Source organism: Candidatus Thermoplasmatota archaeon (genome assembly GCA_034660695.1).
Classification (GTDB): Archaea; Thermoplasmatota; E2; order UBA202; family DSCA01; genus JAYEJS01.
This window is the reverse complement of record JAYEJS010000015.1, coordinates 1-14,360: the sequence shown is the minus strand read 5'-3', so window position 1 is coordinate 14,360 and position 14,360 is coordinate 1. Positions and strand designations below refer to the sequence as shown.

The 14,360-nt window shown below is 42.3% G+C and carries 19 protein-coding genes and 1 pseudogene; 1 reads left to right on the top strand and 19 read right to left on the bottom strand.

The features are described 5' to 3' along the window. Positions 1-152 precede the first annotated feature (152 nt). The 19 genes and pseudogenes from infB to U9O96_00660 all read right to left on the bottom strand — a co-directional run bounded on the left by infB (position 153) and on the right by U9O96_00660 (position 12,456). The gene (infB, locus tag U9O96_00750; protein MEA2053638.1) at positions 153-1,907 is read right to left on the bottom strand and encodes a translation initiation factor IF-2; all 1,755 of its coding nucleotides are present in this window, start codon (positions 1,905-1,907) and stop codon (positions 153-155) included. Positions 1,908-1,969: 62 nt separating this feature from the next. Continuing rightward, positions 1,970-2,128 (bottom strand): 30S ribosomal protein S14, encoded by a 159-nt coding sequence (locus tag U9O96_00745; GenBank protein ID MEA2053637.1) that lies wholly within the window; start codon positions 2,126-2,128, stop codon positions 1,970-1,972. Beyond that, a complete protein-coding gene (locus tag U9O96_00740; GenBank protein MEA2053636.1) occupies positions 2,128-2,634 on the bottom strand; it encodes a 50S ribosomal protein L5 in 507 nt (168 codons plus the stop codon). The genes U9O96_00745 and U9O96_00740 overlap by 1 nt, the downstream gene beginning before the upstream one ends. Beyond that, on the bottom strand, positions 2,627-3,349 hold the full coding sequence (locus U9O96_00735; protein ID MEA2053635.1) for a 30S ribosomal protein S4e: 723 nt from the start codon (positions 3,347-3,349) through the stop codon (positions 2,627-2,629). Before U9O96_00735 ends, U9O96_00740 begins: the two co-directional genes overlap by 8 nt. 355 nt (positions 3,350-3,704) lie before the next feature. Next, positions 3,705-4,046, bottom strand: a pseudogene (gene rplX / locus U9O96_00730) (50S ribosomal protein L24). A gap of 4 nt (positions 4,047-4,050) precedes the next feature. Further along, positions 4,051-4,449: a 50S ribosomal protein L14 gene (locus U9O96_00725; protein MEA2053634.1), complete on the bottom strand. Its 399-nt coding sequence runs from the start codon at positions 4,447-4,449 to the stop codon at positions 4,051-4,053. Beyond that, positions 4,446-4,757, bottom strand: coding sequence for a 30S ribosomal protein S17 (locus U9O96_00720; GenBank protein MEA2053633.1), 312 nt, complete (start codon positions 4,755-4,757; stop codon positions 4,446-4,448). The genes U9O96_00725 and U9O96_00720 overlap by 4 nt, the downstream gene beginning before the upstream one ends. Beyond that, on the bottom strand, positions 4,754-5,005 hold the full coding sequence (locus U9O96_00715) for a ribonuclease P protein subunit (GenBank protein MEA2053632.1): 252 nt from the start codon (positions 5,003-5,005) through the stop codon (positions 4,754-4,756). The genes U9O96_00720 and U9O96_00715 overlap by 4 nt, the downstream gene beginning before the upstream one ends. Beyond that, a complete protein-coding gene (locus U9O96_00710; GenBank protein MEA2053631.1) occupies positions 5,002-5,301 on the bottom strand; it encodes a translation initiation factor in 300 nt (99 codons plus the stop codon). The genes U9O96_00715 and U9O96_00710 overlap by 4 nt, the downstream gene beginning before the upstream one ends. Then, entirely contained in the window at positions 5,294-5,494 is a 201-nt protein-coding gene (gene rpmC, locus U9O96_00705; protein ID MEA2053630.1) for a 50S ribosomal protein L29, read from the bottom strand. The genes U9O96_00710 and rpmC overlap by 8 nt, the downstream gene beginning before the upstream one ends. A gap of 1 nt (position 5,495) precedes the next feature. Beyond that, positions 5,496-6,347, bottom strand: coding sequence for a 30S ribosomal protein S3 (locus tag U9O96_00700; GenBank protein MEA2053629.1), 852 nt, complete (start codon positions 6,345-6,347; stop codon positions 5,496-5,498). A gap of 1 nt (position 6,348) precedes the next feature. After that, entirely contained in the window at positions 6,349-6,792 is a 444-nt protein-coding gene (locus U9O96_00695) for a 50S ribosomal protein L22 (protein MEA2053628.1), read from the bottom strand. A 4-nt stretch (positions 6,793-6,796) separates the two neighbouring features. Next, the gene (locus U9O96_00690) at positions 6,797-7,225 is read right to left on the bottom strand and encodes a 30S ribosomal protein S19 (GenBank protein MEA2053627.1); all 429 of its coding nucleotides are present in this window, start codon (positions 7,223-7,225) and stop codon (positions 6,797-6,799) included. 4 nt (positions 7,226-7,229) lie between these two features. Next, the gene (locus tag U9O96_00685; GenBank protein ID MEA2053626.1) at positions 7,230-7,931 is read right to left on the bottom strand and encodes a 50S ribosomal protein L2; all 702 of its coding nucleotides are present in this window, start codon (positions 7,929-7,931) and stop codon (positions 7,230-7,232) included. Positions 7,932-7,939: 8 nt separating this feature from the next. Then, complete coding sequence (locus U9O96_00680) at positions 7,940-8,197, bottom strand: 50S ribosomal protein L23 (protein ID MEA2053625.1); 258 nt, start codon at positions 8,195-8,197, stop codon at positions 7,940-7,942. Beyond that, positions 8,194-8,955, bottom strand: coding sequence for a 50S ribosomal protein L4 (rpl4p, locus tag U9O96_00675; protein ID MEA2053624.1), 762 nt, complete (start codon positions 8,953-8,955; stop codon positions 8,194-8,196). The genes U9O96_00680 and rpl4p overlap by 4 nt, the downstream gene beginning before the upstream one ends. Then, positions 8,955-9,935, bottom strand: coding sequence for a 50S ribosomal protein L3 (locus U9O96_00670; protein ID MEA2053623.1), 981 nt, complete (start codon positions 9,933-9,935; stop codon positions 8,955-8,957). The genes rpl4p and U9O96_00670 overlap by 1 nt, the downstream gene beginning before the upstream one ends. A 98-nt stretch (positions 9,936-10,033) precedes the next feature. Beyond that, positions 10,034-11,911 carry a C1 family peptidase gene (locus U9O96_00665; protein ID MEA2053622.1) on the bottom strand — a complete coding sequence of 626 codons (1,878 nt, stop codon included), beginning with the start codon at positions 11,909-11,911 and terminating at the stop codon, positions 10,034-10,036. A 44-nt stretch (positions 11,912-11,955) separates the two neighbouring features. Further along, positions 11,956-12,456 (bottom strand): hypothetical protein, encoded by a 501-nt coding sequence (locus tag U9O96_00660; protein ID MEA2053621.1) that lies wholly within the window; start codon positions 12,454-12,456, stop codon positions 11,956-11,958. A 286-nt stretch (positions 12,457-12,742) separates the two neighbouring features. Here U9O96_00660 and U9O96_00655 point away from each other — a divergent pair, with 286 nt between their 5' ends. Next, positions 12,743-13,783, top strand: a complete 1,041-nt coding sequence (locus U9O96_00655; protein ID MEA2053620.1) for a bifunctional phosphoglucose/phosphomannose isomerase — start codon at positions 12,743-12,745, stop codon at positions 13,781-13,783. Positions 13,784-14,360: the final 577 nt, after the last annotated feature.

The following is a 14,360-nucleotide window of genomic DNA, read 5'->3' as shown; positions in this document are numbered from 1 at the left end:
TTTCCTTCGGTGCTTTCAAAAAAACCTGTATTCACTCCTGCAGTTGCTGCTGTCCCGATAAGCAGTGCAACAACCGTCAATATTATTCCTATTTTAATTTTCATTGTACCTCACCAACTAAAACATGTTTTTTTGATATAAAAAGGTATCTATTACGTGCCCCAGAACTTGTCGCTCTTCCTTTTTATTTTTATTACTTTGTCTATGATATCCCTCTCGTCTTGGGATATATCCATGTTAATGAGTTTTTTAACCGCTTCTTTTGGCATATCAACGTAAAGTACATCCTCGGGCTTTATCTGCCTTCCTACTGTGGCTCCTTCAATAGATATGGCAACTTCCATTCCCTGTATGGCTTTTTCTATGGTCTTGCCCTCTTTCTGTATGCTCTTTATTTTTCCGATGATTTTTCCGTCTTCTCGCATCAGTTTTTGCTCTGGCCTTATTTCTCCAGCAAGCACCCGCATGCCAATTACTGCGGGCTTGCTAACCCTAAATGTACAATCTGGAAGAAAAAGTATCATGCCTGGATGAACGATTTCCTTTCTTCTTTCTTCCTCGATTTCTCTAATTTTTTGCTCTTTCCATTCTTCGAAACTGTCCAGAAGATGATAGATAACCTTACTATTGATTATGTTAACATCGAAAGAAACCATTTCCTTCTCCGCCTCGGGCAAAACTTTCACGTTGAAGCCAAGAACGACTCTGTTGACGGGATTGACATTTGTTTTTGCTTCCACAACATCCTTCTTTGAGACAGGCCCAACATCAGCCTTTCTTATCGGCGTATCTTTAAAAATATGTACAAGTGCCTCAAGGGAACCTATGGCATCTGCTTTTATTATTAGTCCTTCCTCTGATGTTTTTATATCTGTTTTCATTTCATTTTTTATTTTGTCTATATCAGCTTCTAAATTCTTTCCTGCAACTCTGAGCGGCGCTCCAGAAAAAACATCTTCAAGTCCGGGAGCAGCTATTTTTATTCCTGTGGCTGCAATTGCTTCTTTTACATTGCTGAACTTTTCCGAGGGATCCCTTATCTCATCAAGCGGCTTCGGCTTTAACAGCGCTCTTATCGAAGTAATGCACGGCTTGCTTTTCCCGCCAATAACAATTGTATCTCCTTTCTTTATCGTTCCGCCGTATATGATAACGTCTATGGTTGTTCCCAATCCTTTTTCCTCTTTTACTTCCAAGACCGTTCCCTCGGCAGGCCCATTCTCGGTTAAAAGGTTGTCTTCAAGAAAACGCTGTGCAAGCCCTACCAAAATCATGAGCAGCTCCGGTACTCCCTCACCGCTTTTTGCGGAAATAGGTATCAGTGCCACATTTTTCTTGAAATTTCTTATTCTATCATATCTATCTGAAGAAAAACCCTGTTCAAAAAGTTTTTCAACCATATCATAAAACTTTTCTTCAAATATCTGTCGGGTTCGACTGTTCTGCTGTTCCAGACGCTTCTCCATACACCCATCTACCTTTTTCCATCCCTGAATAGTGTCTATTTTATTGATGGTAACAACAAAAGGAGTCTTATAACTTTTTAATATATTTATTGCTTCCAAAGATTGGGGCATAAGCCCGTCATTTATATCGACCACTAAGACTGCCAGGTCAGCCAGTGCCCCTCCTCTGGATCGAAGGGTGGTAAAGGCATGATGCCCTGGTGTATCTATAAAAAGCAGTCCAGGAATATTGAATTTTTTCCCGCCCAGCAGTTTTCCGCATAACTCGTGTATTATCCCTATAGGAACCTCAGTTGCACCTATGTGCTGTGTTATCGCACCCGCCTCTCTTGCCGTTACAGCAGTTCCCCTTATGTAGTCTAGTAACGTTGTTTTCCCATGGTCAACATGTCCCAACACTGAAACGATGGGCTGGCGAATATAACGTTTCATATTTCCCATTTTATCTCCAAAAAGTATAAGGTATTAAAATTATTTGTGGAATAAAAAATAAAAACAGATTATTATGAGTACTTCTTGAAACCCATTTCCTCTGCTGTCTCACGGAAGCACTGACGACATAGATGCAACCCATACCTTCTTATAAGCCCCCTCCTCCTCCCACACCTAACGCAGCCTTTTTTCCGCCCGTAGTCCTTTTTCTTCTCTTTTATTTTCATCATCATACCACCTCAACGTTCAACGTATTTTTGAGAAAATTTATTGTATCCTCTTTAGTCAAACGATGGCTCTTAGGTATCTTTTTTTTCTCTATTCTTCTCCTTTTTATTCTGTACCCCGCTCTCTCCAGGGTTACACAGACATCCATCCCAAATATCCCTATTTTCGGGTCATACTTCATCTCTTTGAATTCGGTATGGTCAGGTATACCAAAAGAAATGTTTCCTTCATCATCAAATGACCAATCCGCCACTTTATTGTTTCTCGTCCATAAAGCCCTCTTCAAAAAATCCATGGCTTTTTCATTCCGGAGGGTTACTTTGCATCCTATCGGCATACCTTTTCTTATTCCCCATTCCTTATTTATTGTCCTTGATATCATTAATACCGGTTTCTGATGGGTCAGCTCTTCCAGCACCTGCTCTGCCTTGCGAAGCCGCTCTCCCCCCTCACCCACACCTATATTCACTGTTACTTTTTCAATTTTAGGCGCCCTAATATCAGCCATATATATTCACCTCTGGAAGTTTTATTAATGGTTTATCTTTTCCTACTGGAAAGACATAAGGCTTTATAGTGGAAAAACCTTTGAGTTTCACAACATTCGGCCTTGAACTTCTGGTGATTTCCGTGTCTTCTATTTCGGCGATCTCGCCGGCATGTTTTCCATTTGTTATCATTGCCATACTGCCTTTGTCAAAAGGTAAAACATCCAAAATTTTCTGATCCGGGACGGATATTTTTAACACGTCGCCGGTTTTGTATTTGCCTTCGACAACGATATTTCTACCATCGTGAAGGTTCAATTGAGTCTTTCCGCCTTTAATAATGGTCTTTTTTTCTACCCTGCAAAGTTTCCATTTTGCTTCCTCAGGAGAAATGGGCATAACACGGATTATACCCCGCGAGTCAACAAGCACACGGTAGTTCTCTTTCACCTTGGGAATAGAAATAACATCCATAAGACCACAGGGAAATTTTGGGTCTCTTCTAACACTACCGTCCACCATTATCTCTCTCGAACTTATTATCTTTTTTGCACCCCTTGCGGTATCTGCATATTTGAGATAATCTCTCACCACCAATAACAATGGAACGCTTCTCTCCAGCGGATGTGGGCCCAGCGACGGTCTTATAGACCACTTTTTTGTTTTTCTTTCCACGGGCCATGTCTTCGGAACCGTTATTCTTTTCAAATGTGCCACTTTATCATTCCTCAATATCTTTGCTATTTAAATCTTTCGATTGCACTGTTTTTTCATGATCACGCTTTTCTTCTTTCTCTGCCTCTTCCTTTGCCTTGACTTCCTCGATTTCTTCTTTCTCTGCCTCGGGTTTTTCCTCTGTTGCTCCAGTTTCTTCAACTGCTTCTTCTTTCTCTTCTTCCACTGGCTTTTCCTCTGCTTCCTTCCCTGGCAGCTCTTCAGCCCCCTCGACTTCTTCTGCTGCTTTCTCTTCTTCCTCCTTCTTTCTTGCCTCCTCTTCTTTCCTCCTTTCTTCCTCGAGCCTCTCTTCCTCTATCTGCTTTTCTGCTTCCAGTTCTATTTCTTTCTTTGCTTCTTCGGATAACCCTCTCTCAAGTTTTTCTCTTCTCCATGTATCCGTAAAATTCATCTTGGTTATAATAACATTTGAGGGGTGAACAGGGCGAGGAACTTTGCTCCCGTCCACTTTTGTGGTAACAACCCCTTCGACTTCTATTAATTGTTTCTTGGGATATACTTCTCTCACCTTGTCAACGTGATTTTTAAACTCGCCTCTTACAACCTTAACCGTATCCCCCCTTACCACAGGAGCACTCCTCTTATTGTACTTCACTATCAAATCCTCTGCAAGATGAGATGCAAGCCACTTACGCCTGTAATGTAAGGGAGCATTGTACAGATTTTTCCTTTGTTTTCTTGGCTGTTTCGATTTCATATTATCACACTATAGTTGACGCCGTGGCAGATATACGCGGCCATCTTTCTGCTGCTTCTCTCGCCACAGGACCTTTTATTGCAGAGCCTTTTAAATCGCCCTCGGGAGTTACGATTACGGCTGCATTATCCTCAAATTGGACTTTCATACCGTCCGGACGCCTGTATGGCATTCTCTGTCTAACTATGACTGCATTGAATATCTGCCGCTTCATCTCAGGCTTACCCTTCTTAACACTTACAGTCACTATGTCCCCCACGCCGGCTGACGGATACTGGCGGCGAGTTGTCTTTATATGTTTAACGGATATTATCTCAACTACTCTCGCCCCGGTATTGTCGACACATTCCAGCCTTGAGCCGGTTGACAAACCTCTCGTTACTTTTGCTGAAATTCCTTTCATTTTCCCTCTACCACAACAAATGATACAGTCTTACTCAATGGACGACATTCCATAATGGTAACTTCATCACCCTTTTTCGCTTCTATGCATGGGGGTAAATGTGCTGCATATCTGCTTGTTCTCTTCTCGTACCTTTCGTACTTCGGCACATAATGCATCCTCGTCTTTTCCATGACTACGGTCTTATCCATGGCATCAGATACAATTTTCCCAGTCAATATTACTCCTCTTACTGGAAGCGTACCATGAAATGGACAATTTCTGTCGCTGCATTTCTTTTTGGGTTCTTTAACGTTTATTCCTATCATTTTATCTTCCTTATCCTATCTTCCGGACGATATTTTATTTTATTTCCATTGATGGCAATACCATTTATTCTGAATACGGCAATGTCCTTTGCAACTTTTCTTATTTTTTCGCTCTCTATCACCAGCATATTTTTCGTTTCGTCTATTATCGTCCCTTCAACGCCACGAAGCGATGGATCCGTACAGTCATCTATTTGTACCGGCAAGCCTATGAATTCGTCTTTCATAAATTTTTTTGTGTTCATCATTTCACCTCTACCGCAAATCCCAATTCCTCAAGCCTTTTTTTTGTCTTTTCTTTGTGTTCTCCTTGAAGCTCTATTTTTTTGTCTTTTACAGTCCCTCCGCATGCACAGCACTTCTTCAAATCTCTGCACAACCCTTCCATGTCTATATCGGATGAATCCACGCCGGATATCACAGTCATCATTTTTCCATACCTTCTTTTTTCAGTATATATCTTTATCTCTTGCCCTTCCCTGGCAATCTTTTCACATACGCACAGTTCCTTGGGCAGGCCACAGACAGGACATATGTCACTCATTCAGTTCTCCTTCCTCCTTCATTACGGTTATCATTCTCGCAATGTTCTTGCGAATCCACCTGATTTTTCCAGGTGACGGAGGCGAACCGCCCATGGCTGCCCTCCCGTGTTCCTCCATTAACTCATTTCTCCAATCTTTCAACTTCGCTATTTTTTCTTCACCGCTCAGTTCCCTCATTTCCTTAACCTTCATTTTATTTCACCGCTTTTTCGACAGCCGCCTTCAATTTCTCTGCCTTTTTGATTCCGATGCCTTTTATCCCCACCAAATCCTCCACACTCATTTCATACAATTCTTTTATATCTTTCACTCCTGCCTTTTTAAGTTGTTTCATCATGCTCTCGCCAATTCCTGGCAGATCGTCCAGAGCAATTTTTTCGAGTTTATCCTCGCTTATCTCTTCCTTTTTAACTTCCTCAGTTTTTTCCTCCACTTTTTCGACCGGTGATTCTGAAAGAATATCTATTTCGTCAGGCATTTTTGCTCCAGGTTTCATTATTCTGACTTTGATCCCCAAAATACCAGGTTTTTTCTTGGCAACCGCCATGCCTACGTCCATAACTTCCTTTGCTACTTCTCCACAGTATTTTACATGTCCCTCGGTAAATTTTCCTGTTCTGTGCCTTGCCCCTGTAATTTTGCCTGAAATTATGATCTGACACCCTCTTGACCCTGAGCCCATTATTCTCCTCACTGTGGAATGTCCCACTCTCCTGAAATGCCATCCCCTCTCAAGGGCCATGGCAACTTTATGAGCCATTATCTGGCCGTTCAACGGCGCTTTATTTCCTACCTCTTCTATTTCTATCTGTGGGTTCTCTATTTCAAATTTCTCGGCCAGATCATCTGTCAGTCTTTTTATATTTTTTCCTCCGCGCCCTATGATAATACCCGGCCTTTCGGTCAATAAAGAGATGAGCGTACCCATGGGTGTCCTCCGTATCTCAAGCCCCCCAAATCCTGCTCTTTCCGTTTCCTTCTTCAAGTATTCCTTGATAAGCATCCGCTTTTCTCCCTCAACTACGAATTTACGTTCTATGGCCATATTATTCTTTCTCCTCTACTATTATTTCCATGTTTGTTGTCTGTTCATTTTTTGGTGACGACCTTCCGAAAGCACGGGGCATTATGCCTTTTACTTTTCTTCCCTGGTATGCCGATGCATGAGTTATTATCATATTCTCGGTATCCAATCCTTTGTACTCCGCATTATTTTCAGCATTTTTCAATACCTCCAGTATGTACTTGGAAGCTTTCTGCGGATATGCTCCAGGCCCAATACCTTTCCTATGGGATACGCTGGTAAGATGCGTTTTGAATGGAATTGGGCGTTTCAACGCTATCACATCCTCCAGCAATTGTTTGGCATCATCTATTTTCATTCCTTTAATTGTCCTCATAATATTCTGGGAATGTTTTGGAGAGCAATGAAACTCCCCACCATACGCCCTTGCACTTTTTTCTGGATTTTTTTCTGCTGAATATTTCATGGTATCATTTCAACGGCATATATTTCGAAGAACGGGTTGCACCCACTCCGGGCCCCGCATGTTTCACTTCCTTTCTTGTTAATGCAAACTCGCCGAGATAATGCCCGACCATCTCGGGTTTAATGTTCAATGTAACAAACTCCTTCCCGTTATGAACTGCGATATGATGATCAAAGAAATCGGGCAGTATCACCATGCTTCTAAGATGTGTCTTTATCACTTTTCCTTCATCGGCATTTTTGATATTCCGTAGTAACTTGTCCTGCCCCTTGGTCAGGCCCCTGTTTAAACTTCTTCTTTCCCTCGAAGGAAGATATGACAAAAATTCATCGATAGACATATTTTTCATTTCATCTACGGTCAAGCCGCGATAGGTGAATTCTTTTTTTGCCCCGATTTCAAGTTTCTTTTTTCTAATTGACCTTCTTACCATTTTTTTACCTCTTACCAGTTCTCCTCGCCGATATGTTTCCAACTTTTCTTCCAGGTGGGACTCTTCTACTAACCGTTGATGGCTTTCCAACATGCTGATGAGCACCGCCGCCGTGAGGATGATCCACAGCGTTCATGGCAACACCCCTGACCGTGGGATAAATTCTTGCTTTCGGCTTAACTGCATGGTACCTTTTCCCTGCCTTCATGAAAGGTTTTTCACCCCTGCCGCCACCCGCCGCAACGCCTATGGTTGCCCTGCATCTGCCATCAAACTTTTTCTGGGTGCCAGACGGAAGCTTGACTATGACCATGTTTCCATGAGATATGATGGTGGCGTAATTTCCTCCTGAGCGAGCGAATTTCCCCCCATCGCCAGGTCTATTTTCGATATTATATATTGGTGTTCCCTCAGGGATTGAACCGAGTGGGATGACATTTCCCGGCTTTATAATGCTTTCGTTTGTGAAATGAATTTTTTCTCCTACCATCGCTCCTTCCGTGGCAAGCATTTTAATTTTTTTTCCGTCCTCCATCTCAACTATCGAGAGAGGAGATGACGTACCCGGATTGTGTATTATATTGCTGACTACTCCTTTGCCTTCAATCATAGAAGGATAAGAAACAGGTCCCTTGTGTTTGAACGACGGACTGAGATATGGCGTATTTGCAAAACCTCTCCTCTGATGTATCAATCTCTTTCCCATTTTATCACCTAGAATATACCTATCCTCATTCCAATATCCTCTGCCACGTATTCGGGCGCAAGTTTCACGACGGCTATCTTTCCATTCTTTCCTATTCTTGTAGAGACTTTTTCCGCTTTAACATCAAACATTTTTTCCGCCGCTTCTTTTATTTCCTTTTTGTTTGATTTCATGTTTACCACAAATTGCAAAGCATTGTCATTCTCCATCAGCATCATGGATTTTTCTGTGACATACGGATGGAATATTATATCATATGGATTCATGCTTTTTCCTCCATCGACTTTATGGCATCGACAGTAAATACTGTAAGACGGCCGGCGTCTCCCCCAGGGGCGAGATGTTCGACATTTATTTCTTCAGGCGTGATGATGTCCACTCCAATCAAATTGCCAGCTGCCTTTTTAATTTTTTCCTTATCCTTTACGACGATGAGCAATGATTTTGGGATTTTGTATTTTCTTCCCCTTAATTTTCCCTTTCCTGCCCTTATATGTCTACCTTTTTTAGCCCTTTCAACATCGGTGTATACCCCTATCTTTTTCATTGTATCTATGACATTCTTCGTCTTGTCAAGTTTTTCAAAATCATTCTCCACAACAACCGGCAACGAAAGCCCTTCCTCAAATACATGTCCTCTCTTTTTGACGATCTCTTCAATTGCTAAAGTAGAAAGAGCAGATTTTCTTGCCAAGGCCATTTCTTTCTTGTTTATCTTTTTGCCCCAATTTTTCTCCGGCTTGGGAGGATGTGCAACTCTTCCACCAACAGTACCGGGCATGAAGACAGCCCGCCTTCCCTGTGTTAATCTCGGAACTCTGGACACCCCCCTCCCAGGACTCCACGGCTCCATAGGGTGTTTCTTACCCGCTGTTTCCTCCACGCCATATGGCTGACGCCTGTTGGCTCTCATTACGTTTACGGCCTTTCGTATGATATCCGGGCGAAACCCCTCACTAAAATCCGATGGGAGAGAGATTTCATCCACGACTTTTCCATCCATTCCATAAACCTTCGCTTTCATTATACCCCCTGCTTACTCATCGTAGAGATGTAGGTTATCTCCGGCTTTTCAATCTTCACTCCCTTTGTATATCTGATTGCATCCCTTATCCGTATCAACCTCTTTGTAGGCCCTGGTATAGACCCGTGAATGATAATGTATTTATTTCTTACAATGCCGTAATGCAAAAATCCGCCATCGGGAGTAATTCCCTCTCCATTTTCTCCTATTTTTAATATCCTTTTGTTATATTCTACCCTGTGATGGTAACCAACCTGCCCCGCCTGCGGAACAGTAGAACGGACCCATGACAGCCACGGTCCGAGAGTTCCCGCCATCCTGCGATGTTTCCTGTTTTTATGGGTTAATAATTTCAAGCCCCATCTCTTCGTAGCACTCTGGAAACCTTTTCCCTTCGTAATTGCTGCGATATCCACCATGCTGCCGTCTGTGTATATATTTGATATATCTATTTCCTTGCCGAGAATTTCCTTGGCGTAATTGAGCTGTTCCTCCTTACTTCCGCCACCGATTCTTATTTCCATTATTTCGGGCAGTTTTTTAGGCACACCGGTTACTTCCTCCGGCTTCGTGTAAGCGATAACCCTGATATCATCAAAATCTTTATTTTCCAGCCCTCCGGGCTTTTTCTTCGGTACCGGGATTCTGCCTTTCAACTCATCAACATTATCCGCCCGTACCTCCGTCAATGTTTTCAATCCGTAGGGAGTGGACTTATACAATCTTATTGCAGCAATTTTCATCGGCGGGGTTTCAACGATGGTAACGGGCACCATCACTTCTTGGCCCGATGTAGTGGAAGTTGGACGGTAATCCACCATGAACACGTGGGTCATGCCTGCCTTATATCCTGCAAATCCCTGAAGACGGGGCTTTTTACCCCCCTCAGACCATGATTGAATTCTAGGTACCTCTGACCTTGCCCTTTTTCGGGGAGAATACCCCTGCGAACCTCTCCTTGGATGATGTTTTGTTGGCACTTTGTTCACCTGATTGATGATTAAACTTTTACCCAAATATAGGACGGTGTATATAAAGATAAGGGTGGATGGCATTATCGCGGGTTAATGAATAGGCTTTATTCATAATTTGTCGATTTCAATTCCCCATATATGCTATTTTCTTCATACGACCCAGATATTTTTATTATATTTGCTGTATCTGGGGAGAAATAAATCTTTATCATGTCGAGATAGGAAATTTCATATGCCTCATAATTGCCTGCCTCAACATTCACAATTTCTGTCCCAATGCATTTCCCATTCAATGCTCCCAGTTCAATTTCATATTGGATGGGCATTTTGATCATTCCGAATAATGCAGATGCTGCGCCCTCTATGGCAACACTTGATGGAGGTGTATCCCACTCTTTTCCAGTATAAAGTGGGAAATCTATCAAATAAAAAGGTGAATCAAAAGCAACATTGATCTCAACTTTGAAGGGAACCGGCAGTGGAATGGGGGCTGTCTCAAATCTTACGGTTGCCACTCCACGGACAGTTATATCAATGCCTTCGATTCCAAAATCCCTATCCATGTCGATGACACCTTGCACAATAACAAAGAGTAAATTTCCTGTAAAATCCAAGGGTGGCATCGATGACACATCAAAATCCCCTTTTACTCTGCCTCTGCAGCCCAATGTGAACTCTCCCTCTTCAACAGTTATTTTCAAATCACCTATGTTTGCGTGCAACGAACTATCTGTTCCATCTCCCATTTGGATGTTGATTTCTCCTATATCATATGTCCATTTGTCTCCTTCCATCCACATGTCCACAAAAGCAACTGCCCTGTCCGTGCCTTGCTTTCCTATCTCGTCAGTTACATTCAAGGAGACAGTGTATATGCCCCTGTTATCATATGAATGTGTCACCTTTTCCCCCTCGCTGCTGCTCCCATCTCCAAAATCCCAGTGCCATGACTCGATGTTACCCTCTGCGTCACAACTGTCGCTTCCGTCAAAGGTGATTTCTTCGCCTACGCTTCCGTGATATGTTTTTCCTGCCTCGGCTACCGGTGCCCAGTCAGTGCTGTCTGCATCATAGTCCACCCATACAATCCTGTAGTTGTCGATGTTGAGGCTACCATATTCTATGTTGAAAAAGCCGTTATGTGCCCAATATGTGCCCCAGCTGTTTTTGGCAATCCAGTAACCACCATTTCCGATATTTGGATCATCTTTCCAGCCAACGATCGCGATGCAGTGATTTATGCCGTATGTTGGTCCGGGATAGCCATAATAATCCTCCGAACTGTGATTGTAAAGCCCCCATTCCATGAATTCCTCTGTGGCTTCCATAAATGTCGCTACCGGTCCGTCATTCATTACCTGCGTTTTTATTCTATCCCTATCATTTTCCGAACCGTCAGGAAGCCAGTACCCGTAATCGGAAATGGGGATGAGTTTGCTTTCCCAGTCGTTGCATTTTGCCGAACACGGAACATCATCATTCGCTTCGTAAGGAAAACAACTTTCCAAGACTATTCCATTGCGGTAATTACCTTCTGAAGATGTGGACATGATGTACTTGAAAGCCAGATAAGGATCGCCTCCTCTGCATCCTCCAGATGCTGGAAGGCACGACATCACATATTGTTCCGACAAATCGGGATTCAGACGTGAGACACCTTCCCTGATGTTGATAATGCTTTCCAGTACAGATACAGCCGCAAAATCCCAGCAACTGCCACAATTCCCCTGATACTTTGCCGGGGTTGTCCAATCACCCCCGTTGTCCGTCCAGCTGAACTGGCTTGGTGGATTGCCGATGCATGGCTTGGGCGATTGCTCTCCCGGATCCAACTCAGGCATGACACCCATTACACTGCATACATATTGCGAATTGCCGTCAAAACAGTTGCATGCTTTATTTTCACCTCCATTTTCCACCGCAAGCACGGGCATCAAGAACAGTATTGCAATTAGAATACATAATAAACCCTTCCACTTCATTCGCCTCACAAGGAGTGAATTCTCTCAGTGTATTTAAAGATTATTTATTGAAGTATGTGCGATCGGGCACGATTGAAAGCGATGCCAAATATTCCCGGCAGTATGTTTCTTCCCAATAATGTCCGGAAAGGATTTTGAAATGTCTTCGGCATGCTGACGGCCAATGACTCCGACCATTCGCTCCATTCCCCTGAGGCATCCCGGATTCTTGCCGTTATTCCATAATTGCCAACTTTTTTCCAACTGTGGTAAACCTCCACGACCGTGCCGTTACGCCATGATTTCCCACATCCGCAGTCGACATATTCAATTCCGTCACCAAAATCAATCTCAAGATCGAACATCAAATCATCCGGGTCGGGATCAGTCAGAGTTATATTGTACTTATATGTCTCTTTAATAATCCCGGACGTGGGCCCTGTTATTTCGGGCGGATTTGGCGGGTTATTGTCACCATTCTGGATCGCATCTGTTGCCAACAAACCAGTGAATGAAGAGGTCAACAAAAACACTACAAAAGCAACCATATATTTTCCATACTTCATTTTATCACCTCATTTTCCAGTTTTTTCGACCATTCATGTATTGTACTGTACTATGATATTTAAAATTAACGATTGTTAAAAGCTAAAAGATTATGATGGAACATATAGATTTACTTCTCGAGCAATGGCAGAACTGCTTTGCATTACGAAATCATCAATATATTATCTGATTAAAGTATTATTCGGCAGGAAATAGGGCATTTTCTTAAATTCTGGGAAAGTTTTAGTCCATCCACAAAAATCCAAGAATTAATAAACCCAAAAGAAATTAAGAAAGGGTGATTTGTTGAATCTGGATGATACCGGCGGGATAGCAGAGATAGACAAACAGGGCATGCTTGAAGCAATGGAAAAATTTCCCGAGCAGATCGAGGAAGCTGTCAGAATAGGGGCTAATGCTCCACTTCATTTTGAGTTTAATAGAAAAAATGTTGTCATTGCTGGAATGGGGGGGTCTGCCATGGGCGGGGAAATACTGAGTTCTTTATTCAAATATGAAAGCAAGGTTCCTATTTTCATAAACAGAGGATATGAGCTGCCGGCATTTATCAATGAAAAAAGTCTTTTTATTGCAATGAGTTACAGCGGAAATACGGAAGAAACGATATCCTGCTTCAATCAGGCAGTAAAACGAAGATGCAAAATAATTTCGATATCATCTGGAGGAGAGCTGGAAAAATTATCCGGCAAAGCAGACTGCCATATAAAGATTCCTTCAGGGATGCAGCCGAGGGCAGCTCTTGCCTACCTGCTTTTTCCCGCAATGGCAATTCTGGAAAGGCTCGGATTGGTAGAAAAATGCAATATTCGGAATGTTGTAAAAACTTCAACAAAATTGAGAGAGAAAATAAAGATAGATGTGTCTGTAAAAAATAACCATGCAAAGCAGATTGCATTGAAAATGAACGGTATCACTCTTATTTATGGCCACGATTTTCTAGCTCCAGTAGCAAAGAGATGGCACCAGCAGCTGAATGAGAATGCCAAAACGATGGCTTTCGACTTTTCCCTGCCAGAGGCAAACCACAATGAACTCATGGCGTGGGAAGGCAAAGAAAAAAATAATGTCACATGCATTTTTCTCAGATGTAAAAAGGAGGATGTGCAGGTAAAGAAACGTTTCGAGTTCATGAAAGAAATTTACCAGGAAAAAGCCGATGTGATAGAAATTTTTGCTGAAGGGGAAGACAATCTCTCGCAACTTGTGTATGCCATCTACCTGGGCGACTACGTGAGCAATTATCTTGCCGTATTGAGAAATATCGATCCAACACCGGTGACGTTGATACAGGAATTAAAGAAACGACTGAAAGAAGAAAGTCCATGATAACCTAGCGGTAATGTCCACCGAGATATTACACTAAACTCCTGAAGGATTGGAGAGATAATTCTCAAGAAATTGTAACGGGGAGTGATACCTTTATATCTCTCGATAGTATTGTAGAATGTCTTTCTTGACATCCTGTATTTCTGCATGAGTTCTTTTTTTGAAAACTCTCCAGATCTGTATTCTTCCATGAGATCCATTCGGAGTTTTGCAACTTTCTCTGGAGGGAAATACCTATGTATCTCTTCCCAAGAATAAACTATCTTTTTCATATCCCATCCCTTGCGTGAGGATATGAACAACTTCTATAAAAATTCAGCGGAATTTGTGTAACATGTTATTGGACATTACCCCTAACTAACCGAAGGATGTAACGACAGGTGGTGAAGTTTTCAGCACTCAAGATCCTCATCATAGAACCCCTTTTTTTGGAAGAAGGCTTCATGAAAAGAAGTTTTCTTTCCTTGGAGAGATGCTTTCCCTTATAGGAAGTTTTCTTTCCTTGGAGAGATGCTTTCCCTTATAGGAAGTTTTCTTTCCTTGGAGAGATGCTTTCCCTTATAGGAAGTTTTCTTTC

Excerpts from the sequence above, each read along its gene's own strand:
- U9O96_00720 (MEA2053633.1), bottom strand. The coding sequence starts at position 4,757 with ATGATAGGAATAAACGTTAAAGAACCCAAAAAGAAATGCAGCGACAGA.
- U9O96_00710 (MEA2053631.1), bottom strand. The coding sequence starts at position 5,301 with ATGAGTGACATATGTCCTGTCTGTGGCCTGCCCAAGGAACTGTGCGTA.
- U9O96_00715 (MEA2053632.1), bottom strand. The coding sequence starts at position 5,005 with ATGATGAACACAAAAAAATTTATGAAAGACGAATTCATAGGCTTGCCG.
- U9O96_00700 (MEA2053629.1), bottom strand. The coding sequence starts at position 6,347 with ATGGCCATAGAACGTAAATTCGTAGTTGAGGGAGAAAAGCGGATGCTT.
- U9O96_00745 (MEA2053637.1), bottom strand. The coding sequence starts at position 2,128 with ATGATGAAAATAAAAGAGAAGAAAAAGGACTACGGGCGGAAAAAAGGC.
- rpmC (MEA2053630.1), bottom strand. The coding sequence starts at position 5,494 with ATGAAGGTTAAGGAAATGAGGGAACTGAGCGGTGAAGAAAAAATAGCG.
- U9O96_00725 (MEA2053634.1), bottom strand. The coding sequence starts at position 4,449 with ATGAAAGGAATTTCAGCAAAAGTAACGAGAGGTTTGTCAACCGGCTCA.
- infB (MEA2053638.1), bottom strand. The coding sequence starts at position 1,907 with ATGGGAAATATGAAACGTTATATTCGCCAGCCCATCGTTTCAGTGTTG.
- U9O96_00690 (MEA2053627.1), bottom strand. The coding sequence starts at position 7,225 with ATGGTAAGAAGGTCAATTAGAAAAAAGAAACTTGAAATCGGGGCAAAA.
- rpl4p (MEA2053624.1), bottom strand. The coding sequence starts at position 8,955 with ATGAAAGCGAAGGTTTATGGAATGGATGGAAAAGTCGTGGATGAAATC.
- U9O96_00740 (MEA2053636.1), bottom strand. The coding sequence starts at position 2,634 with ATGGCTGATATTAGGGCGCCTAAAATTGAAAAAGTAACAGTGAATATA.
- U9O96_00695 (MEA2053628.1), bottom strand. The coding sequence starts at position 6,792 with ATGAAATATTCAGCAGAAAAAAATCCAGAAAAAAGTGCAAGGGCGTAT.
- U9O96_00680 (MEA2053625.1), bottom strand. The coding sequence starts at position 8,197 with ATGAATCCATATGATATAATATTCCATCCGTATGTCACAGAAAAATCC.
- U9O96_00685 (MEA2053626.1), bottom strand. The coding sequence starts at position 7,931 with ATGGGAAAGAGATTGATACATCAGAGGAGAGGTTTTGCAAATACGCCA.
- U9O96_00660 (MEA2053621.1), bottom strand. The coding sequence starts at position 12,456 with ATGAAGTATGGAAAATATATGGTTGCTTTTGTAGTGTTTTTGTTGACC.
- U9O96_00665 (MEA2053622.1), bottom strand. The coding sequence starts at position 11,911 with ATGAAGTGGAAGGGTTTATTATGTATTCTAATTGCAATACTGTTCTTG.